We start from the raw sequence: 22,087 nt of genomic DNA on the forward strand, positions 1-22,087 counted from the left end.
GTAATTGTCGGTGCTGGTGGCACATTTGAAACTGGTGCTGGATTTTGAGTAATTGTCGGTGCTGGTGGCACATTTGAGACTGGTGCTGGCGCGGGTGCGGGTGCGGGCGCGGGCGCGGGTGCGGGTGCTGGCGCGGGCGCGGGTGCTGGCGCGGGTGCTGGCGCGGGTGCGGGTGCTGGCGCGGGCGCGGGCGCGGGTGCGGGCGCGGGTGCTGGCGCGGGCGCTGGTGCTGGTGCGGGTGCTGGTGCGGGTGCTGGTGCTGGTGCTGGCGTGGGCTCTGGTGCTGGCGCGGGCTCTGGTGCTGGTGCGGGTGCTGGTGTTGGTGCGGGTGCTGGTGTTGGTACTGGTGTTGGTGCTGGTGTTGGTGCTGGTGTTGGTGCTGGTGTTGGTGCTGGTGCGGGTGTTGGTACTGGTGTTGGTGCGGGTGTTGGTACTGGTGTTGGTGCGGGTGCTGGTGCGGGTGTTGGTGCGGGTGTTGGTGCGGGTGCTGGTGCGGGTGTTGGTGCGGGTGCTGGTGCTGGCGTGGGCTCTGGTGCTGGTGCGGGTGTTGGTGCTGGTGCGGGTGTTGGTGCGGGTGCTGGTGCTGGTGCGGGTGTTGGTGCGGGTGCTGGTGCTGGTGCGGGTGCGGGTGTTGGTGCGGGTGTTGGTGCTGGTGCTGGTGTTGGTGCTGGTGTTGGTGCTGGTGTTGGTGTTGGTGCGGGTGTTGGTGCTGGTGTTGGTGCTGGTGTTGGTGCTGGCGATACTGAAGAAGCCGTAATGTTAATTTGCGTCGGCTGTACTATCTGAGGGCTGGGGCTGAAATAACCTCCCTGTGTAATAACATTTTCCTTCTTTGGACCCCCAGTGGCAATGCTGCCAGCAGTACCGTTGAGTTTGTTATAGTCGGCCCCAACGCTGAAAGGAGTGTTCGAGGCTTCGCCACCGTGGCGAATGGTGATATCTCCACCATTGGCGCTACCAGTAGTGGATGCGGAAATGCTGCAAGCTTGCGACAAGCAATTGTTATCGTTTGTGAAAGTGCCTGTAGCTCGGAAATTACCGCCGGCTGTAATGTCAATCTCTCCTCCGCCTGTTCGGCCTTCGGTGTTGATATGGGTTACTTGGATATCGTTGCGGGCGTTGAGAGTGACTTCGCCACCTTGTTTTTCTTGGGAGTTGGCGTCTATGGACCCTGTTTGAATGCTGCTTGAGGGTGCTGCAATACTAACGTCTCCGGCGTTGCTGGTTTTGTCGATCGACCCTGCCTTGATATTGCCTGTTTCTACTTTTCCGGTACGGCTGGTGACGGTGATGTTGCCGCCTGCGGTGGTGTCGGAATGGGAGTCGAGATCGACAGTGCGAATGTCGCCACTAGCTTGTAGGGCGATTGGGCCGCCTTGGGAACTTGTCAGGTTTCCGCTGACTGTAATGGTGTTGGCTGCTTGAATGTCGATCGCCTGAGCGTTTGCATCTTTTAGTGCCACGTCCCCCGCAGCTAATGCTCGGTTAGAGGCCGTGAGTACCACTTCACCGCTGGCATTGACGCTGATGCCTGTAGCGTTTGTTTCACCAATGCCGGTGAGCAGTTCGGGCAAGGATGCGATCGAGAATGTCGAAGCTGTTGGCGCTGTTCCTGGGCTCGTCGCTGAGGGCGGCTCGATTTCCAAACTCAGCAAATTGCCTCGCTGGCTGACGCGGACTAAATTTTTCCCGATGACTGACGCTACGGTAATTTGACCGCCTGGGGCAGAAAGGCGGCCGGTGCTGACAACTGTGCCGCCCACCAAGGTTAAGTTCTGCCCTGACTTGACTGCTAAGTCGGCTGTGTTGATAATTGCCCCTGCTCGATCGGCCCCAAAAGTAAAGGAATTGGGCGCGCCTGTCAGAGATGCGTAAGTGCTACTACCGACAGCGTTAAACGAGTTTGAACCAAATCCAATAGCGGTGGCGGTGGTTGCTGTAAAAGAAGCCGGCACGTTTAAGCTGGCACTGTTGCCAAATATGATGCCGGATGGATTCATCAGAAACAAGTTAGAATTGCCGCCGGTTACTTGAATTAAGCCGTTAATAATCGAGGGGTTGCCGCCGCCTATGCCCGCTAAAATGTTGCGAATGTTGGGGTTTGATATAAAGTTGGCAATCTGATTTTCCGACAAGCCGAATTCTTTAAAGCTGTGGAAAAGATTTTGTCGATCGCTCGATAATTGTCCGCCTTCTATATCGAAGCGAGTTGGCTGCCCAGGAGTTCCGTTTTGCGCTCCGGGAGTGACGGTAGTACCCGTTGCGTCCGCCGCTGGAACAATTGTTTGACCTTCGGCTTTTGCTTGCCAAAAGTAAAGATTTATTAAGACTATTTGCAGAGCAAGTGCCAGTTTGCTTATTCTTGCTTTTGATAGAAATTTCGACGTTTTTTGAATATTTTTGACGGCTTTCATAGGTTTTTAATGGGTAAAATATATAAATCACAGAAATTCGGTAAAGAAATCGCCTTTTTAGAAAAAACTTGGGTTGATGGCTGTGTCACTAAATATCTGCACATCTGTGCTGTGTCTGGTCAATGTGCGTAGAAGATTGGAAATCCACCCCTCATTTTCAGAGGGGTATTAGTGAGTTATTCTGTGAGTCTTATTGCTAAGTAAGCTTGACCTGGTAAATGTTCACGTTCCCTTGTTAGGAAAGCGATACGCTTTATCAACCTGTTTACTCGTTCCTTAATCGCCTTCGACACTGCATAATGCTGGTGTTTACATCACGGTGTTATGACCAGATGAAAGTGGTCAGTTAAGACGCTTGACGGCAGGTTCCCATGTTGTACAGGTGCTGACTAGAAATGCCAATATCTGCATAGGTTTTTCGGAACAGTTGAAGACGCTATATTTATGAAGCAACCGGGTTCCTGAGTGCAAGTGCATTTAGGAGTCAATGGGTAGAATTTGCCTCTGCTTTTGCAATTTTCTCAGCGTATCTTCTCCACATTCTAAATATAACTTGAAATGCCTAGGCTCTGTATCTTCCGCATGACATATTAATAAAAAATAACAAAAACGGCTTTTCTAGAGGCTATCCGACGCCTAGAAGCCCGGTTTTTTAAATATTATTGATAGTCTGAAGGAAGGATGGGGGTTCAAAAACTAGGTTTCTGCGTCCAAGACTGACCGGGAAACATCCCAAAATATTTTATACACAACAAAAAAAACTATATGCTTGCCGAAAATTAAAATTATGGAAAGAAGAAATGAGAAGGAGTCAAAAGAAAGAATTCAGAAGGTAGAATACCCCCTGCCTCAAGTGATAGTTAAGGGTCACGGAAAGAATTTTTGTGATCCACGATTAAAATCGGGGCTTTAAACCTCGATTCTCGATCCTGTCGCACAGAATCCCTTCTGGATTCTGGCTGCTGAATTCTTCTTCAGTAAGTCAAATTGTTAGAGTATTCAGAAACCCGGTTTATTTAAAAAACCGGGTTTTTGGGTTTATTTGTGTGAGGTTTTGTGAAGTAAAACTCCTTAAATCCGGCTCTATTTCCTTCTTGCAGTCAACTCCACTATTGCGAATTTTGAGCTGCTGCTTTTCGGTTTTAATCGATCGCCCTGTGGGTGTTTAAGGGGGTGTGCAGGCGGATTTGTGGCAGGATTTAAGAGTTAATTGGGTGAAGTTTGGACAGTGGGCGAGGGGCTGGGTGAAGCAGAGCGCGGTGAAGCAGGGCGCGGTGAAGGATTTGCAGAAGGAGTGGATGGGGTGGATTTTTTGAGACCGACAAAAGCGTCATAACGGGTGGTACGATCGCCAATGACGGCCGCTGTAACGCCGATCGACCGCGTGGCATCAATCCACATTTTTTGGCTGGGAGGAAACTCCGGCAAAGCTAGGTTTTTCGGGTTAAACGCACTCTCGGTGTCGATGAAGAAATTGCCGTTGTGGGGTTTAAGTTCCGATCGTACAGTTTTCTGGAACAGTTCGCTGCTTAAAAGCGGACTTTTCGGTGCCGGAACGATTGTATCAACCACTGGAGCTCCTACTGTCATAAACGCTACATCGTTCATCCAACCGCGAGTTACCGTAATCCCTCCAAATGGCGATGTCCATTTTGTCGCAGGTTTGCCGCCGACTTGAATTTCCTCAACTCTAAACCCTTTCATTCTCATCGTTTCATCAAGCTGTTTCAGGGATTTGTTGGCTGCGCCCCGGTTGTTTGTTTCCACCATAAATACAAACCCGGCAGCAAATTTGTCTCTGGGATTCTGGGCGGGCGCTGGTATTAATGATAGAGAAAATTCTCCCGCCATCCAGTTCATCAAGTCTTTATCTAAATCCAGGCCAGTAGTGGATTTTAAACCTGTGCGTAAAACTTGGGGATTAATCGGGGAAATCGGGTTTGCCTCGGCTCCTAATACGTAGTCTTGCCACAAACGCTGCAAGTTGCCGCCGGATACCATCATTATTGTATTGCTGGGCAGGCGGTTAGCCATTTTTAGAGCATTGTTTTCTACTGCTATCCGTCTGGTAGAATCTGGTTTCAGCCAAGAGACTGATTTGAATTCAATTCCTTCTGCATCCAGCGTTGCTGTGGTGGCAAATCCTTGATTTTGTTGCAATTTTTCGAGGCTTTCTGGCGAAATTTCGCGGGCTGAGTTGGCGGCAGCATAGGCGGCGGCAACGGGCATATTGACGTAGATTTGACCGAAGGCGCCTGGACTTTTTATTTTGTCTATGGCGTCTGCATAGCCAGGGGTTTTGGCGAGGGAAGGTTCGCCTTTGTAGGTGTCGATTATTCTGTCTGTAGCGCTAGAATCTGTGGTGACTGCTAGATAGCTTGTGCCGAGTACCGCGACTGAGAAATTGCGATCGGGTACGCCTTGAGTTTCTGTGACTTGGACGCCTTTATAATTACGCTCAACTATTTTTCCTTGGCTGAGAGGCCTGGGTTTTGTTAATAATTCTTTGGCTTTGATCGGGTTGGCAATTGGCAGGATAATTGCCACTGACTGTTGAATTGGCGGAGATGGGGGCGCGTTGGGTGCCGGCGAGGGGGCTGGTATAGCTATTTTGTTGCGGAGAAAGGCTACCATTGCTGTGTTACCAACCCAGGGTTGAATGTCTTGCCCGTAGGCGTAGCCGTTGCTTGTGAGGAGGCGATCGCGCATTTCGCTTAAAAACCTCTCAAACGAAGCTTTTGACTCCGGCGTGCCAAATTCTCGCAGTCTATTCCACTGGGATTCATCGGTGGTGATGGATAGGGCCATCATCGTATCTTGCGGGACAACGGTTGCTCCCGCCGGCAAATCTTTGGCGGGCCCACGGGAGATGACGAGGTAGTAGGTGACAAAGCCTAAACCGATCAGAAGTGTGGCGGCTCCGATCGTAAACAACAGGGAAGATTTATCTTTCTTAAACATTATTCGTAAGGTTCTGGTGCTCGCAACATCATAAATTATATTGGGGAAGGGGCATGGGGGATGGGGCATGGGGCATGGGGCATTGGTAATTTGTTGTTTTTTATTTGTTATTAGAAAAACTACTAACCAGTAACCACTAACCACTATAGTCCTAGACGCAGAAACCCTTTCTTTTACTAAATACTGGATTTGAGCGTTGAATCCTGGTAAAAAACCTGGTTTCTTTGGTATTTACGCATAAGTCCTACACTAACTACTCCCGATGCCCAATTCCCAATTCCCAATTCCCGATGCCCAATTCCCGATGCCCAATTCCCAATTCCCGATGCCCGATGCCCAATTCCCAATTCCCTGATGTTAGTTTCTAGCCTTAAAGTCTTTAAAGATAGTTTGAAACGAGTACATTAGCCTGTGGACATCGTTTGTCGATCGGGGAAAGATGTTGTGTTCCCATTTTTTGCGAGCGGTAGTTAGCAGTTTTGCTACGGGTTGCGAGTAACTGTTAGAAATGAAATAGCTGCCGCCTTCATAGCGAATGTCTGAGGCTAAGCCGATAAAAGCACCAGCGCTTTCTAGTTTAAGTTCTGAGGTGCTGTGTTCCGATTTTACTGCTAAAATTACCTGCGAGTGCCGGGGTTCGCGGTTGAGCAAGCGGCAGATATTCGCTTCTTTTTGGTACAAAATTAAAACGTTACAGTTGTGCAGAACTCCGGCTCTACCTTGGACTTTTACTCCTAGGTGAACTTCCAGGGCTGGTTTGTCGGGAAATTCCACAACAGCATGAGTGTATGGATGTGCAGTTCCGTGGATTTTTCCCGCTGTCTTTCTAAATGTTAAATATTTCGGTGTTTCGTCGTCTAAAACATTGTTGTAATAAATAGTACCGCCTTCATTAGCAACAGCTTTTAGCAGAATAGTGAAGAGGTAAGTATCAAAAATTCTGGATTGTTCTGCCGCTGTGTTAAATTCGGGATCGATCGAGCTTTTTAATTTGCTTTTTATTTCGGAATTGATGGCGTAGTTGCTCGGCCCAGAGGGCAGTTTTTCCAGTAAGTGCTTGAGGGCGATCGCCTGTTTGTGACGGGGGGCTGTGACGCTGGAGGTAAACTCGATTGTTTTGGCAGTTTCGCCACCTGAATTGGCAAAGGTAATTTTTGTGCCGAGGGGAGAAGTTTCTGATTCTACTTTCAAGAAATAAGCAATTTCGTCTTCCATTTCGGAAGTGTTGACCGTCGCTTGTTCTACAGCATTAATTAACAGCAAAAGTTGTTCTTTTGCGGTATAATCTTCTATCTTCAGCAGGGGTGTTTTTCGTTTGAGCGATCGCTCTTCAATTACTTTGCCTATCTCTACAGTATCTGCTACTTGTTGAACTACCCAACCCAAATTAAACTCATCCAGAATTGCCGCCAGTTCTTGATAGAGTTTGGCGTACTCGATCTCGTCCATAATTGTTTCTGCGCTGCACACTATTCTGATTATACAAGATAGTTTGATTTTTTGGTCAATGGCTGGTGAGCAAGTACGCAGATTGCCTGTAATGGCGGATTGGCGGAGTTTTTGAGTGTCCGAGTGGGAAAATCTTTGTCTTGGCCCAACATCCATCGGTTACATAGGTTAAATCCCGTACACTGCTGGTTGCCGAACTTGCTGCTGCTTGAGAGAGACAATTGGGAGATGATACTAAACGGCAGTTTCATAAACTTTTCTTGACATTAAAGACATCTTGTCCAAAAAAACACGGTGTTTTTGTCCTTTCGCGGTCTGTGACTGGTAAAATAAGTATTAATGTTGGCACTCCTGACTCGCTCCCTGGGTATGTACGCCCTGAAGCTAGAACTCAAACTCAACAATGCTGAACGTACCCTAATGGCGCGACACGCTGGTTACGCTCGGTTTTGCTACAACTTGGCTTGTACCCTGTACATGGGCGTGATGGACATCAAAGTCAGCCGTACCCGAAAGATTGCCGAAATAAAAAAAACCTTCACCAACTTCATCAAAAAACAACCAGAATATCAATGGACTAATACTTTATCATCCCGCGTTTATCAAAACGCTTTCATTGCCTTCAATAACGGCCTCGAACGCTTTTTCAAAGGGGGGAGCGGGTTTCCTAATTTCAAACGCAAGAAGTCCGGGGACTCCTTTACCGTAGACAGCAGCAATGGGCCAATCTTTCAGATGGCTGGCAATCGCATAAAAATTCCCACATTGGGAACGTTTCGTCTGAAAGAAGCTATCGGGTACAACTGTTGTTCTCAAACATTTACCATCAGCCGTACTGCGGATAAATGGTACGTCAGTTTTACCATAAAAGCGGACAAAATCCCCCCTTTATATCACTCCGTATCTGAACCGATAGGCATAGATTTAGGAGTATCCACCTTTGCCACCTTGAGTGACGGTACGGTATACCAACTGCCAGATTCCCTAAAAACAGCGAAAATCAAGCTAGGGAAACTACAGTACCGCCACCGTCACCAGCAATTAGGAAATAGAAAAGTTGGTATCAAAACCTCGAAAAACGCTCGGAAATTTTATCGAAAGCTTGCTAAAAAACACGCCGATATTGCCAATAGACGGCGAGATTTCTTACAGAAAACAACGACAGAAATCAGCCAAAAGTACGCTCACATTTGCATCGAAGATTTAAATATTTCTGGCTTGGCAGCAAATCACAAACTGGCTGCTGCAATTTTACATTCAGGGTTTTATGAATTTCGACGAGAACTCACTTATAAATCTCCCATCTACGGCACTGTTGTCGAAGTGGTAGATAGATGGTATCCTTCATCTAAAACTTGCTCAAAGTGCGGTAACATTCAACCGATGCCACTTTCGGAGCGAGTGTTTGTTTGTGAGGCTTGTGGTAACAGTTGTCATCGAGATTTGAATGCCGCAATTAATTTAGCGTCGGTCTCAAGAGATAGAGTAAGGATGGCTAGTCCTGAATTCACGCCTGTGGAGTAGAAGGAGCCGACTCCCTACGTAGAAGCAGGAAGTAAGTTTTAAGTGTCCGAGATGTTAGTCTTGTCCGCTTTATGTCAATCTTATGTAGCAGTAAGCTATTCTACGACATTTGTAGCGATCGAACTATGGCAACTATCAACGACAACTACCTTAAACTCAAAGCCGGCTACCTGTTTCCCGAAATTGGGCGCAGGGTGAAAGCCTATGCAGAGGCGAATCCCGGAGCACCCATCATCCGGCTGGGGATTGGCGACGTAACGGAACCGCTACCGGAAGCTTGTCGGGAGGCGATGGTGAAAGCGGTGGAAGACATGGGCTCGCGGGATACCTTTAAAGGATACGGCCCGGAACAAGGTTATGAGTGGCTGCGGGAGAAAATTGCCGAGCACGATTTTAAGTCGCGGGGATGCGATGTTGATGCTTCGGAAATCTTTATTTCTGATGGTTCTAAGTGCGATTGTGGCAATATTCTCGATATCTTTGGCAACAATAACACGATCGCAGTTACCGATCCAGTTTATCCGGTGTATGTAGACACTAACGTGATGGCTGGGCACACGGGAGATGCGAACGAAAATGGCGAATACGGCGGCTTAGTTTACCTGCCAATTACAGCAGAAAACAATTTTACAGCGGAAATTCCCACCGACAAAAAAGTCGATTTAATTTACTTGTGTTTCCCGAATAACCCGACGGGGGCAACTGCAACTAAGGAACACTTGCAAGCTTGGGTAAATTATGCTAAAGCTAACGGTTCGATTATTTTCTTCGATGCGGCTTACGAAGCCTATATTACCGATCCGAGTTTACCGCATTCTATCTACGAAATTGAAGGGGCGCGGGATTGTGCGATCGAATTTCGTTCTTTTTCCAAAAATGCTGGTTTTACGGGTACTCGCTGTGCGCTAACAGTTGTACCGAAGACTTTGACTGGAAAAGCAGCAGACGGTTCCGATGTCGAAATTTGGAAGTTGTGGAACCGCCGCCAATCTACTAAGTTTAACGGAGTTTCTTATATCGTGCAGCGCGGTGCTGAGGCGGTTTATTCAGAGGCTGGCAAGGCACAGATTCAGGCATTAGTCAATTTTTACATGGAAAATGCTGCGATTATTCGCGAGAAATTGACAGCGGCGGGAATCCAGGTTTTTGGTGGCGAAAATGCACCTTATGTGTGGGTAAAAACGCCTCACGGTTTGTCGAGTTGGGATTTCTTTCAGAAGTTGCTGGAAACTTGCAATGTGGTGGGAACTCCGGGTTCTGGTTTTGGTGCGGCGGGTGAGGGTTATTTCCGCATTTCGGCGTTTAATAGTCGGGAGAATGTGGAGGAGGCGATGAGACGGATTGTGGAGAAGTTTAAGGTTTAATCTCCTCTCCTGCTTAAACTGGAAGGCCCCCAGCCCGCCAGGGAATGAATTCCCTGGCTAATAGCTAAAGTTCTCGGTCGAGGACTAATGAGTTCTTCAGTCCTCGACCGAGGACTTTAGCTTTGAGACAGGGGTTGAAACCCCTAGCGGACTGCCGGATTCAGCGAAAAAGCATTAATTTAATATGTTGTGGAACAGGCCGGAAAGCCTGTTCATGAAAATAGTAAAAGATGTGAGTTATAATTTAAAATGATTGTGGCTCAGCGTTTAAATAAAAAATGTAAGCTAACACCAGGAGTTTTTTTATGCACTTGCTACGAGTTCAAGTTCCTGATTTTCGCGGTTTGAAAAATATAGACATCACTTTTGAAAAGGATTTTGTTCCTAAAATTTTTCCGCTGGGTAGTCAAAATGGCGGCGGGAAAAGTACGCTGTTGCAGTTAATTTTTGTATTGTTGCACTGTTCTGTTGATGAAGATAAAAAGCCGTTTATAGCAAATCTGCTTCAGGGATCTAAAATTGCTGAGGGTGAAGACAAAAGAGTTTTAGCTATCATTGACATTTGGGATGGAGAAAAAGTTGTTAGCCTCGATTTTTTTTATAATAAAATTGATGTTTCAAAAAATATTCTCGGCTATCGTGATAAAACAATAAATTCCAAAGAGTTAAGTGATCGTGATATTGATGAAGATATAAATTCCGAAATTGTCATAGATATATGTCATATTTCAACAGAGATAGAAAATTTACTTGACAATAAAAGAATAATAAAAATTACAACATTACAATGTCATTCAAACAATCAAAGCAAGGCTCAATCAAAATTATTCTTAGATCAGGTATCGCGTAAAATCTTTCTAGCTGCTCCTTCAACACAAGTTTTTCTGTTTCTTCCACCGGATTCTAGAAAACTTTTATTTGGAAATGCAAGTAGCGGAGATAATTACTACGGAATACTCGCATCTGCACGATCTGAATTAAAAGGCTTGTTTACCTATGACTTTCTTGCTGTAGAGCTACTTATTGAATCTTTTAAAGCTGCTCGCGATCGCGATTTCAGAGAAGCGATAAAAACAGGTAGCTACGGCAACAGTTATCAAACTCTAATTAACGACTTAAATTTGATGTTGTCAAATAAAAGGATAAATGTAAATGAAGATTTTGCTGGTGTCAATTTTAAATTGGATAATAATGGTGAAACTATAGAACTCTATCCAGAAGATTTAAGTCACGGCGAACTCAAAAGACTTAGCATTTATATATGGCTCAAATCCCGGAACATAGAAGATGCTATTGTTTTGATGGATGAAGTTGAAATTGCTTTTCATCCAGATTGGCAATATCAAATTATCTCAGACCTCAAAGAGTGGGCTCCCAGCAATCAATATATTCTGGCAACTCACTCCTACGCATTGTGTGAAGCTCTGACACCAGCTCACGTTAAAGAAATTGAGCCAAAACTGATCAAACAAGAATCCTAATACTAGAAATGAGTCTGAATCCAGAACAGCTAGAAGAACACTGCAAGATAATTCTTCAATCTCCCAGAATTAAGAACAAAATTGTGGTGCTATGCGAAGGCCCTATTCCCGATATCGAGGGTAGACGATCGCCTCAAGCTTATAAAAACATGGAGAAAATGCCGGATGCCAACTTTTATAAGGCTTGCGTTCCGACATGGTGGAGACAGAAGCGACCACAATTTTTCAACTGTGGCGATCGCGCAAGTGTAATAAATACTTATTTGAAGCTTTTAACATTACACAAACAGGATACCACTAACTCGTATTTAGAGCCAGATATACTTTTTGCAATGATAGATTTGGACTTGCACCTACAAAAGATTGATGATTACTTTTTTCCCGACACAGAAGCAATTTTTTGCAATCTTTACGAAAAATCGGAGGTGCGACCGCAAAATGCAAAACGGCACCGGATATGGATTACAGGTTTAATTCATAAAGAAGCATATTTTCTTACACCTGAGCTTCAATCAATATTTGATGATTATCCTCATTCTCCGATGTATCAGGATAATCTTGTTGAAGTAAATAGTATTTATATGGATATGGCTGATAAAATTAGTAGCGATCCCGACTTGAAGAATAACCTTAACATACAGAGAGCGCTCGCTCGCATAAATCATTGTTTAAATTGTACAGATTTAGATAAATTACAAGATTCATGGAAAACTGAGTTTAAAAATACGTCTGATGAAACACGGAAGCATCAGTTAATTAGGGCTTTGCTCACAATTAAAAAAGTTAAGAATGAGAAACAACCTGAGCATGATTATTGGGAAAAAATTAAGCCACCCGTTGACTGGAGTGGGAATGAGAACGTATTTAGAGAGCAACTCTCGTTAGAAATTGGGAGATTTTATTCACAGCAAAGTAGCGATGTTAAGTCTCATATTCCTTTTTTTTTCAAAACATTGTATGAGTTCGTTTAAATAAAACACATCGATTATAATGTTTCATTTTCTATCCATCAGCATCGCTAGGAAAACCAAATTGGTCTGGTAATTCAGCAGAGGTAATTTGCAGAATCTCTAGCAACTTCTTGTATTGAACAGGCGTTAGCTTCGGTACCGATCGCCCAGCTTCCCAGTTGCTTACCGTCGCTTCCGTAACGCCAAGTGCTTCTGCTAGCTGCTTTTGAGTCATAAACCGCTGAACTCTCAGTCGCATTAGGGGCGATCGATCGGCTCTTTCTGAGGTTTCCATAGGCTATTTGTTAAGTTATATTAATTTATTTGGGTTTTACCTAAAATAATTGACATCTACCCTAAATTAATTTAGATTTAACCCAATAGAGATTAGACAGCACCAGTTAAGCCACTTGTGCTGTAGGGGAATTGCTGTCTTTTCTTCAACTTGTTATTGTACGCGGTTTTACCGTTACAAAGCATCAAACCAATCCAAAATTATTAGTCAAAGCTATGTTGCAAGATTCATCATCGAACCAAACATCGCCCAATGTTTTAACCAACCAAACCTTTGAGGGCGATCGCGAAGCAGTCCGTCACGTCATCATCGGTTCGCCGCTGGGGGTACGGCGAACTATCCACCAACTGCACGCATTGCGCTACGAGGAAGCTGTTCGTTGGACTCATCCGTTAGCGCAGCCCTCGAAGAGGATCGCGATTCCCGACAATCGGATCATTATTACACCCGATCAGGGAGAAATCATGAGTCTGTTAGTCAAATTAATCCGGCTGCAATGAAGTCATAAAAGTGCGATCGATGTTTCTAGAATTGAGTCAAAAGTGCGATCGCGCTTATTCAGCCATCTCGTACCATCCAAACCAGCATACCCAAAATTTCGTCCACCGGAGGCAAGGCATAGTCATTAAGATCGATCGATACAATTTTTTCCTCTAGTTTGAGAAATCGCCACTGCGTGCCGTTACTGACACTGCCATAAATAACGGAAATTGGTTTCTCCTTCGCTTCATTAAACTTCTGCATTGCCACCATTTCTGCAACGCACTGTCCAATTCCTGTCTTCAAATCAGCTTTTTTAGCCTCAACAACCGCCACTGCGGGTGCTTCAATCTCCAACATTTCAGGAGAACGACTAATCAAATAATCACAAATCCCGTTTAGTCCAGTTTCATAATCAACCGTAAAGTCTTCTCCCGAAAACAAGCTAATATTCTGCTGCAAAATCTTCCTGACTTCCAGCAGTACCGGAGTAATAATCATTTCCGATCGAGCTTTTTCGCTACCTGTCGCCACAGCTACGGGTAAACTATTTGCCAAAAAATCTGTCAGGGTTACACTCGGAACGATCGGAGTTATTTGCGGTAGAAATCGCGGGCCTTCTACAGTTGTTAATCCAAAGGCGTGTTTAACTTTTATAATTGAGGTGAACTCGCTGTAAGACATCGCTCAATTTATCCTACTACTTATTACTGCCAAATTGTCAACCCCTAAAGGTCGATAAATTGTATCTCTTTGCTGATAACTCCGCCCCAAAGAACGAATCGCATTTTGCAAATCTTCCACAGATTGACAACTGCCGCCCACCGCACCGGCCATCGTTGTAATGTGTTCTTCCATCAATGTACCGCCGATGTCGTTGCAGCCCCATTTCAGCGCTTCTGTAGCTCCATCTAAACCTAATTTTACCCAACTCGGTTGGTGATTGGAAATCAAATTGCCTAAGAAGATTCTCGATACAGCGGTGAGTAACAATGTATCTGCTAAAATTGGTTGGTCGCGGCCGACTCGACTCCGCAAAGGTGCCGGTGCTTCCTGTCCGACAAATGGTAGTAAAATAAATTCTGTAATGCGTGCCCGATAGTTTTGGTCGATCGCAGTTTGTTGGAGCGATCGCACTTTTTCTAAATGCAAAACCTGCTGCCCTGCCGTCTCAATATGCCCGCAAAGCATCGTACTCGTTGTCGGCAAACCCAGACTGTGAGCAGTCCCCACAATCTCCAGCCAAGTTGCCGAATTTAGTTTTTCCGGGCAAATCACCCGTCGCACAGAATCGTCGAGAACTTCCGCCGCCGTTCCCGGCATCGAACCCACTCCCGCATCCTGCAAAGCCGAAATTACATAGCTGAAACTAAGATTATCTCCTCTGGCAATAAATTCTATTTCTTGTGGCGAAAAAGCGTGCAAGTGCAACTGAGGAAACTTATCCTTAATAGTTTTCACCAATTGCAGATAATAAGGTAAAAATGCGCCGTTCAGCTTAGCTTGAAGATTTAAGCCACCCTGCATACAAATTTCCGTTGCTCCCCGCTGCACTGCATCAGTTGCCTTTTCCTGAATTTGGGCTGCATCTAACCAAAAAGCGCCCTCATCTTTCTCGTCGCGGCGGAATGCACAAAAACTGCAATGCTGCTCGCAAATGTTAGTAAAATTAATATTCCGATTGATAACGTAGGTGACAGTATCTCCTGATTGTTGGCGGCGGAGCAAGTCAGCGGTTGTTTGAATAGAAGCTCGCGCGTCTGGATCTCTTTGCTGCAAAAGTACCAAGGCTTCTGCAGCAGAAATGTTATAACCTTGTAAAGCTCGATCGAGAATTGCATCCACAGTTTTCTTTTTAACTCAGCTACAGAATTACTGACTAGAATTAAGCCGTTTTTATATTTTAACTAATCAATTATGGAGGAACGATATTTTACAATCTCAAGTGCTACCAAACTATTCTTAACTTTCTGAACACTGAAATTATGGGCAGCTACCAATCAAATCAGGTCTTGCCAGTGCCGTCGGGGCCTTTGCAAATTCCTGCTATACAGACTTTCGGTTCAACTTTTGTAAACGCAGGCACACCACCAATTTATTTTTCCCTGGTAATTCCCACGTACAACGAGCGCAGGAATATCCAGAGTATTGTGGAAAAATTGAGCCAATTGCTTGATGGTATCCTTCCCCGCAACTACGAATTAATTGTAGTCGATGACGACAGCCCCGATCGCACCTGGGAAGTTGCCCTGTCCCTGACACCGGAATATCCGCAATTGCGGGTAATGCGCCGGGAAGAGGAGCGGGGACTTTCCACAGCGGTAATTCGCGGATGGCAGGTCGCTGGCGGTGAGGTTTTGGGCGTCATCGATGCCGACTTGCAGCATCCCCCGGAGACGCTGTTGCAGCTTTTAGCAGAAATTCAGCGGGGAGCAGATTTAGCTGCTGCCAGTCGTCACGTGGGCGAGGGTGGGGTGAGCGACTGGAGCGTTGTCAGGCGATTTTTATCGCGGGGCGCTCAAACCGTGGGGTTGGTGATTCTGCCGGGAGTGGTGGGCCGAGTTTCCGATCCGATGAGTGGCTATTTTATGGTGCGCCGCAGTTGCATAGCCGGCAAAACCATGAATCCTGCTGGTTACAAAATATTGATTGAAGTGCTCGGCAGGGGGGACATCCGCTGGATTGGAGAAGTTGGTTACGTGTTTCAGGAGCGGCAAGAAGGCGAGAGCAAAGTTACCTGGAAACAGTATATTGACTATTTGCGACATTTGCTTCGGTTGCGGTTGGCCCGCTGGCCGATGGGCCGATTCCTGCGGTTTGGCGTGGTTGGTTTCAGCGGCGTGTTTGTGGATATGGGAGTTTTTTACCTGCTGCGGACTGTCCTTGGTTTGGGGCTGACTCGCAGTGCAATCTTTTCTGCTGAAGTGGCAATTATCAATAATTTCTTGTGGAATGATTTATGGACTTTTCGTGATATTTCTAAGCGGCAGCCTGGAAAGCGCCAGCGCTTGAAACGGCTGTTGAAATTTAATGTGATTTGTTTGATTGGCTTGATTATAAATGTGCTGCTGGTGAATCTGCTGTTTAATGTTTTTAAGGTAAACGAATATTGCGCTAAGTTGATTGCGATCGCGACTGTGACTCTGTGGAATTTCTGGATCAATATGAAACTGAGTTGGCGGGTGACGGACGTTCAAAAATAGCTTTTAGTTTGGTTAGTTGTTAGTTCTTATTGGAACTGACAACTAACCACTGCCAACTGCCAACTGCCTTTAGATGACTGAATTAATGATTAAGAACAAACAACTGTTGTTGCTATTTCTATGGACTGTGATCGCCTTTATTTTGCGCTTTGCCAATTTGGACTTGAAACCGCTGTGGACGGATGAGTTTTCTACTCTAGTGTTTAGTTTGGGCAACAGTTTTCGCGGTGTGCCGATCGATCGCGCGATCGACCTTTCTACATTATTACAACCACTACAATTGCGCCCCGATGCTGACACCGGCGACGTGCTCCGCAATTTGCTGCTAGAAAGCAATCATCCACCAGTGTATTTTATGCTCGCCCACTGGTGGATGCGACTGTTTGGGCCGACCGAGGATAGTTTAGTTTGGATAGGGCGAGCTCTTCCTGCATTATTGGGCGTGATTTCAGTTCCAGCTATCTACTTTTTGGGGAAATTTGCTTTTAGTTCTCGTTTAGTCGGTCAATGTGCAGCCGCGATGATGGCAGTTTCTCCCTACGGCATTTATCTCGCTCAAGAAGCTCGCCATTACACTTTAGGAATCTTATTAGTTATTGCCTCTCTTTTTTGCCTCACATTAGCTGCAAAAAAGCTGCAACAGGGCGCTCCTCTGCCTATTTGGGCGGTGCTACTTTGGGTAGTTGTTAATTGTTTGGGAATTGCAGCTCACTATTTTTTTACACTGGCTTTGTGTGCGGAAGCAATAGCATTAATTGCTGTAATATGGCAGCAGTTTAATGGAAATTTGCCAATTGACAACAGCCAGCAGCCTAATATTTTGCCATTTCAAATCCTCTGGCGGTTTTTCGCAGTAGCGATCGGTACTTTAGCTGGCGGTTTAGTTTGGTTGCCGGTATTTTTGTCCAATAAATACGGCAGCGAACTAACTAATTGGATTGTCAGCGGCGATCGCACATTTTTAAATTGGATCGCGCCGATTTTTCAAGCTTTAGCTGGATGGATCACTGTCATCTCTCTGCTGCCGGTGGAATCGCCAAATTTGGTAGTAGTAGTAGCATCGGCGATCGTAATGGCAATATTTTTGATCTGGGCGCTTCCCCTGCTGCGAGGCGCTCTTAAAACTTCCTTAAAAACAACCGATACTCGTTTAGGTACTGTTATTTTCGGCGGATTTGTGCTAGGAGCCATTTTCCTATTTTTCAGCTTTGCATATATTCTCGGAATTGACCTAACTCGCGGCGCACGATACAATTTCGTCTACTTTCCGGGGGTGATATTGCTTTTAGGAGCAACCTTGGCGGTTATTTTTAACACACCTACAGCAAAAAGTCAATCGTTTAATTTACGGGCGATCGAAGTTCCGGGCAAAAAAGCAGTTCTGCTAATTTTAGTAATGGGTTTTTTTAGCGGTGTCACAGTAAATTCCAATCTCGGCTATCGCAAATATTACAAACCCGATATTTTAATTCCAATTATGCGTGAAGTATCGAAAGTTCCCGTGTTAATTGCTACTACTCAAAAGACTCATGTAGAAATAGGAGAGTTGATGGGGATAGGGTGGGAATGGGAAAGAAGTTCGGCAACGGATTTTGTAGGGGATGTAACGGATGTAACGGCTGTTAGGAAGAAAGAAGAAGTTAAAGCCTTTGATTCTCCGCTGTTTCTTTTGGCTAATCAAAGAAGGGATGGCCCGGAAATAGCGGCAGGGACACTTTATAAAACACTCAGTCAATTAGAACGCCCGCTAGATTTGTGGCTGGTTAATTTTCGCGCACCTGTGAATCTAGAAGCACAAAAATGTCAGGTTGAATCGCGCGAGTTGCCTGCGGTGGATGGGTATGAATATCAAGTTTATCACTGTTCTAGCTCATAGGTAAGTCTTAGGGGATGGGTCGGGCGAGCGCAAATTCCCGATTTGCCCGATCGCATAATCGCTGCTTCTGCTTTGTATCTTAACGTGCCAGTGTAGTCGCGATCGCCGGATTCAATTATCAAGTATCGACACAATTTGGTAAAGCCGAAATTTCTATATTCTTCTGGTAGGAAGAAAGTAGTTTTCAATCTTTCCTCACACTATCGGGCACGCCCACGGCCGAAATACCCGATATCGCCTTTAAGTTTTGACACCGAATCAACTCATTAAAATCCAAACTGCGCCCTTCAATTTGCGCCACAGCCTCGATCGCCCCAAGCAAATGTCCGGCCGCTTCCGCTTCGTTGTAACCACGCCTTCCCGCTACTCTAATCGCCCCCTCGTCAGCATCTAACTCTACTTGGGAACTGCGGTTGTCGCGCCAAATTCGAGTCATGGCGAGTCCCGTCAAACCGCCCGCGATTGCAGTGCCGATCGCATATCCCTGCAACAATTCTACAACAGTCCCGACAATTCCCGCCAGAGCCGCACCTTGATAAATATCCGGTTTAAACCACTTAAAACTGCACAGAAAACTTACATTCCGCAATAGCAGTAAATCCCGCTGCGGCTTAGATAGCAGCCGCCACAAATCAAAATTAATATAAATCGGGCGCGATTGATTCCAAGGCAAAGGAAACTCGCAGTCAATTACCGTTGATTGTTGGGGTTTATTAATAATTTTACACGTCATGCGACCGGAAGCGGGCATCACATCTAACAGGCGACGAATTTCTGGGTCGGGATTCATAAATTTTAGGGTAATTGATAATTGGTAATTGGTGATTGCATCTGCATAAAAAACAATAATATCTATCAGCGGCTTGTAGGGGCTGGTTTTACCGAAAATAATTGCCTAAAACCTACAATTTCGTAAACCCGCCCCCACCCAATCGCTAGTTTTATAGCAATCCTAAATCATTTGTGAATTTCTTACTCCCTCCCCTTAGTAAGGGGAGGGTTGGGGTGGGGTCAAAAATTTACGACTCCTGCAAGGATTCCTATACATACAATATTTGTAGATAATTGACAATCTTAGGACTTATGCACGGGTAGCCAGAAACCGGTTTTTTTGCTGATAAGATGCGTTACAGCCACAGATTTGGTGTAAAAACCCGGTTTCTTGGGCCAGAGTGCGTCAATAACTGATTTTATCGAAATCAAAGTTGATGTAGGTTATGGGTTGTGTGGGGGCGGGTTTATGTAGATTTTTTACGGGAGTTAAATATGGTTCGTAAAACCCGCGCCTACAAATCCATAGAAGATAATTAAGGGTTTTTCTTGGAGGCAGGAGAGGGAGATTCTTGATCTCTGGGAGTCGCTTTTTCGGTATTACCAGAAGGTTTTGGACTGACAATAGCTGGGGCAACTGACGGCTTTGAATTTGCGGCTGGGGATGCCGGTGATTTTAGAGATTCAGGGGCTGTTAGCGGGGCAGCAGGGGCTGTTTTAGCGCCTAAAATGCTGGCATCTCCAGTGTCGAAGGTTCCAGCGATGCAAGCGATCATCATTGTGGCTAAGGTGCCGACAAATAATGCTTTCCAACCGAGTTCGGAAATGTCTTTGCGGCGGGATGGAATTAGGGCGATCGTGCCGCCGACAAATATGCCGACGGAGGCTAAGTGGGCAAAGCCGGATAGGGCGTAACTGACAATTAAAACTGTACGATCGCTCACCAGGCCTTTTGCGCCCGCTTCTGCTAAACTTTGATAGGGCGGAATCGCTGTTTCTAACAACCTACGACCGATGATTACTGAGGCTTGCCAAGAGTCCTCAAGAAAGACTCCTGTTAATAGTGTCAGGGGATAAAATAAGACTCCCATAATGTTGGCTAAGGTGACAACTTTGAACAAGTCACCAATTGGGCCGGGCAAAATTGCCAGCCAACCAAAGAATTGATTGATTAAGGAAACTAAGCCTAAGATTAAAATCAAAACAGCGGCAATTGCTACTGCCATTTTTACACCGTCCAATGCACCAATTATCGCTGCATCTAAAGGGCTGACTCGTTCGATGGGTTCTCCCCCAACAGTCTCTTGTTTGAATTCTTCGCGCTCCCTGTCCGAAATTTCTTCGCCCACAAACTCGCGGCCTTTAGGCTGCCGTTCTTCCTTGGGAATGCCACCCATTGTTAGGGGCACGCCTGTTTCTGGTACTAAGATTTTGGAGAGGACAAAACAAGCGGGAATGGCGATAATTGAGGCGGAAACTAAGTGTCCTAAAATATTGGGAAAAACTGGCTTGAGAAAGCTGACGTAAATTGCTAAAGTTGAAGAAGCCGCAGTCCCAAAACAGCAAGAGAGGATTGCACAAAGTTCGGAACGAGTCATTTTGGGCAAATAAGGCTTGACGACAATTGCCGCTTCAATTCCTACGAAAATATTGGCCGCACCGCTGAGGGCTTCCGCGCCGCTCAACCGCATTGTCATGTAAAAGATTTTGGCAAAAAGTTCGGTGATAATTTGAATCACGCCGATGTTGTATAGCAAGGCCATGAGGCCAGAAAAAAAGATGACTGTCGGTAAAGCTCGAAAGGCAAAAATATATCCTAAATTAACTGCCGGCTCTTTACCAGGTATGGGTACAACATTGCTCCCGAATACAAACCTCGCTCCAGCGTCAGCAGCGGTGAATACTCCATCCAGTAAGCTAGTAAACCACTCTAGGGCGATGCGAGTTGGGGGGAACAGGAATACTAAAAATCCTAAGACTAATTGCAGGCCAATGCCCCAGATGATGACGCGCCAAGGTATATACTTCGACTGTCGATTTTCTGAAAAAACCCAGGCGATCGCACATAAGCCAAAAATGCCCAGAAACGAGATAAGATTGTAGATAGACATGAGCCTAGTCCTTGAAATAGTTGAGAATGCCGATCGACGGCTTGCACCACATCAGTTATACTATTCATCTGACGGCAAATGCTAAAAAAAATAACGGGCAGATAAATTACGCACTCAACAGCGTACTTATGTCATTGCTTAGGTCATTCCGAACTCTGCGGATCTTTAGCAAGCCTTGATTTGCCGTAATTACCAGCAGTTTAAATAGAAACTCTAACACATGGAAGCTTTTGCTCCACATCCTCCTGAATGGACTGCGACGGCGGTTCACGCTAATGAGTTTTGCTGTCCCAAGTGCGGCGCTAGCTGTACAGATGCCGCTGAGGTCTGGATTAATCGCCGATCGCCAGTATACACCGAGTTCAACCGCCGCAAGTGGCAAGAATTTTACAGATGCCAGTGTGGCGGTGTGTGGTGGGCTTGGAGTAGCGATAGGCCTCCTTCTGAACTTGTGCGTCGCGATGAAATCTCGAATGACGGCCCGGATGACAGCCCGGATGATGATTTTTAGAACCGTGACAGAATTTTCGCTTTTCGCTTTGCGATTTTTTTATTTAAAATTAGGGTAAGGTGCGCGGCCTGGCGCACCCTACGTTTAGATAAGTTATCGCCCGTTCTCAACTAATTGAGCACGTCAAGTATTCCATTGACTACGCCTTCCATGACTCTTTCAATTAAGCTCAATTCATTTTCGCCGATCGACTCATTTAAGAGCATTGACTGAATTCGCTGTCTGTCATCGCGAGTCAGTTCGCCTGAAGAAAATATCCGCTCTACTATTTGTTCAGTTAGAAATTGGAAAGCTGGAGTTTGCATGGTTGGTCTCTAAAAGCATTAATATTTTGTTTTTAACTTCATTAGAGCAGCCAGTTATTTTGCGGGTTTTTGCCATCCCACCCAGTCAGTGCTGCAATCATAAGGCTTTGAGAGCATTTTGTCAAGATACCTGCGACAGATAAATATAAAATCTGCATTAAATTTCCGACATTCTGGCAACGGGTGGTTTTGGAGTGCGATCGACCCCCGGCGGTGGCAGTATTCGATCGACTTTTTTAAGTTTATTGGCACTTGGGCGGAACATTACAGCTCAAAAAAAATCAAAACGAGAAGAGATTAAAATTGGTAATGGAGAATTGGCTTTTCGGAATTCCCTCTTCCTTCCGGCTAATGACTAATGACTAAGAACTAATAACTAATGACTAATGGCT

At 45.6% G+C, this 22,087-nt stretch carries 18 protein-coding genes; 8 read left to right on the forward strand and 10 right to left on the reverse strand.

From position 1 onward, the window contains the following. From QT979_RS09180 to QT979_RS09190, 3 genes are all read right to left on the reverse strand, one after another. Window positions 1-2,414 (reverse strand): two-partner secretion domain-containing protein (locus QT979_RS09180; RefSeq protein WP_333309374.1); only part of this gene is annotated, 2,414 nt, incomplete at its 3' end. A gap of 1,206 nt (window positions 2,415-3,620) precedes the next feature. Beyond that, window positions 3,621-5,375: a DUF3352 domain-containing protein gene (locus QT979_RS09185; RefSeq protein ID WP_333309350.1), complete on the reverse strand. Its 1,755-nt coding sequence runs from the start codon at window positions 5,373-5,375 to the stop codon at window positions 3,621-3,623. A gap of 357 nt (window positions 5,376-5,732) precedes the next feature. After that, window positions 5,733-6,824, reverse strand: coding sequence for a hypothetical protein (locus tag QT979_RS09190; RefSeq protein WP_333309352.1), 1,092 nt, complete (start codon window positions 6,822-6,824; stop codon window positions 5,733-5,735). A gap of 339 nt (window positions 6,825-7,163) precedes the next feature. Between QT979_RS09190 and QT979_RS09195 the strand changes: the two genes are divergently transcribed. From QT979_RS09195 to QT979_RS09210, 4 genes are all read left to right on the forward strand, one after another. Continuing rightward, window positions 7,164-8,348, forward strand: a complete 1,185-nt coding sequence (locus QT979_RS09195) for a transposase (RefSeq protein ID WP_333309354.1) — start codon at window positions 7,164-7,166, stop codon at window positions 8,346-8,348. Window positions 8,349-8,473: 125 nt separating this feature from the next. After that, window positions 8,474-9,712, forward strand: a complete 1,239-nt coding sequence (locus tag QT979_RS09200) for an LL-diaminopimelate aminotransferase (protein ID WP_333309356.1) — start codon at window positions 8,474-8,476, stop codon at window positions 9,710-9,712. Window positions 9,713-10,017: 305 nt separating this feature from the next. Next, window positions 10,018-11,193 (forward strand): AAA family ATPase, encoded by a 1,176-nt coding sequence (locus tag QT979_RS09205; protein WP_333309358.1) that lies wholly within the window; start codon window positions 10,018-10,020, stop codon window positions 11,191-11,193. 8 nt (window positions 11,194-11,201) lie between these two features. After that, window positions 11,202-12,164 (forward strand): hypothetical protein, encoded by a 963-nt coding sequence (locus QT979_RS09210; protein WP_333309360.1) that lies wholly within the window; start codon window positions 11,202-11,204, stop codon window positions 12,162-12,164. Window positions 12,165-12,195: 31 nt separating this feature from the next. Here the strand turns inward: QT979_RS09210 and QT979_RS09215 are convergent, their stop codons facing one another. Next, complete coding sequence (locus tag QT979_RS09215) at window positions 12,196-12,438, reverse strand: helix-turn-helix domain-containing protein (RefSeq protein ID WP_190745066.1); 243 nt, start codon at window positions 12,436-12,438, stop codon at window positions 12,196-12,198. Window positions 12,439-12,653: 215 nt separating this feature from the next. Here QT979_RS09215 and QT979_RS09220 point away from each other — a divergent pair, with 215 nt between their 5' ends. Beyond that, a complete protein-coding gene (locus QT979_RS09220) occupies window positions 12,654-12,938 on the forward strand; it encodes a hypothetical protein (RefSeq protein ID WP_333162618.1) in 285 nt (94 codons plus the stop codon). Between the two features lie 58 nt (window positions 12,939-12,996). Here QT979_RS09220 and QT979_RS09225 read toward each other — a convergent pair whose 3' ends face one another. Then, the gene (locus tag QT979_RS09225; protein ID WP_333309363.1) at window positions 12,997-13,602 is read right to left on the reverse strand and encodes a hypothetical protein; all 606 of its coding nucleotides are present in this window, start codon (window positions 13,600-13,602) and stop codon (window positions 12,997-12,999) included. Between the two features lie 3 nt (window positions 13,603-13,605). Continuing rightward, on the reverse strand, window positions 13,606-14,763 hold the full coding sequence (gene cofH / locus QT979_RS09230) for a 7,8-didemethyl-8-hydroxy-5-deazariboflavin synthase subunit CofH (protein ID WP_333210311.1): 1,158 nt from the start codon (window positions 14,761-14,763) through the stop codon (window positions 13,606-13,608). A 140-nt stretch (window positions 14,764-14,903) separates the two neighbouring features. Here cofH and QT979_RS09235 point away from each other — a divergent pair, with 140 nt between their 5' ends. Together QT979_RS09235 and QT979_RS09240 are read left to right on the forward strand one after the other, a co-directional pair. Beyond that, window positions 14,904-16,121 carry a glycosyltransferase gene (locus QT979_RS09235; protein WP_333210312.1) on the forward strand — a complete coding sequence of 406 codons (1,218 nt, stop codon included), beginning with the start codon at window positions 14,904-14,906 and terminating at the stop codon, window positions 16,119-16,121. A gap of 73 nt (window positions 16,122-16,194) precedes the next feature. Next, entirely contained in the window at window positions 16,195-17,997 is a 1,803-nt protein-coding gene (locus QT979_RS09240; protein ID WP_333309365.1) for a glycosyltransferase family 39 protein, read from the forward strand. On the opposite strand, the gene QT979_RS09245 is transcribed toward QT979_RS09240, so the two are convergent. The 3 genes from QT979_RS09245 to QT979_RS09255 all read right to left on the reverse strand — a co-directional run bounded on the left by QT979_RS09245 (window position 17,979) and on the right by QT979_RS09255 (window position 20,879). Next, entirely contained in the window at window positions 17,979-18,185 is a 207-nt protein-coding gene (locus QT979_RS09245; RefSeq protein ID WP_333309367.1) for a hypothetical protein, read from the reverse strand. The two genes, QT979_RS09240 and QT979_RS09245, sit on opposite strands and share 19 nt — an antisense overlap. Next, window positions 18,182-18,787, reverse strand: coding sequence for a DUF3318 domain-containing protein (locus tag QT979_RS09250; RefSeq protein WP_333309369.1), 606 nt, complete (start codon window positions 18,785-18,787; stop codon window positions 18,182-18,184). The genes QT979_RS09245 and QT979_RS09250 overlap by 4 nt, the downstream gene beginning before the upstream one ends. Before the next feature lie 517 nt (window positions 18,788-19,304). Next, window positions 19,305-20,879 (reverse strand): nucleoside transporter C-terminal domain-containing protein, encoded by a 1,575-nt coding sequence (locus QT979_RS09255; protein ID WP_333210322.1) that lies wholly within the window; start codon window positions 20,877-20,879, stop codon window positions 19,305-19,307. Window positions 20,880-21,099: 220 nt separating this feature from the next. Here QT979_RS09255 and QT979_RS09260 point away from each other — a divergent pair, with 220 nt between their 5' ends. After that, on the forward strand, window positions 21,100-21,390 hold the full coding sequence (locus QT979_RS09260; protein ID WP_333210323.1) for a hypothetical protein: 291 nt from the start codon (window positions 21,100-21,102) through the stop codon (window positions 21,388-21,390). A gap of 110 nt (window positions 21,391-21,500) precedes the next feature. Here the strand turns inward: QT979_RS09260 and QT979_RS09265 are convergent, their stop codons facing one another. Further along, window positions 21,501-21,695, reverse strand: coding sequence for a hypothetical protein (locus QT979_RS09265; RefSeq protein WP_333210325.1), 195 nt, complete (start codon window positions 21,693-21,695; stop codon window positions 21,501-21,503). Window positions 21,696-22,087: the final 392 nt, after the last annotated feature.

It is taken from the genome of Microcoleus sp. w2-18bC1 (genome assembly GCF_036700365.1).
Taxonomy (GTDB): domain Bacteria; phylum Cyanobacteriota; class Cyanobacteriia; order Cyanobacteriales; family Microcoleaceae; genus Microcoleus.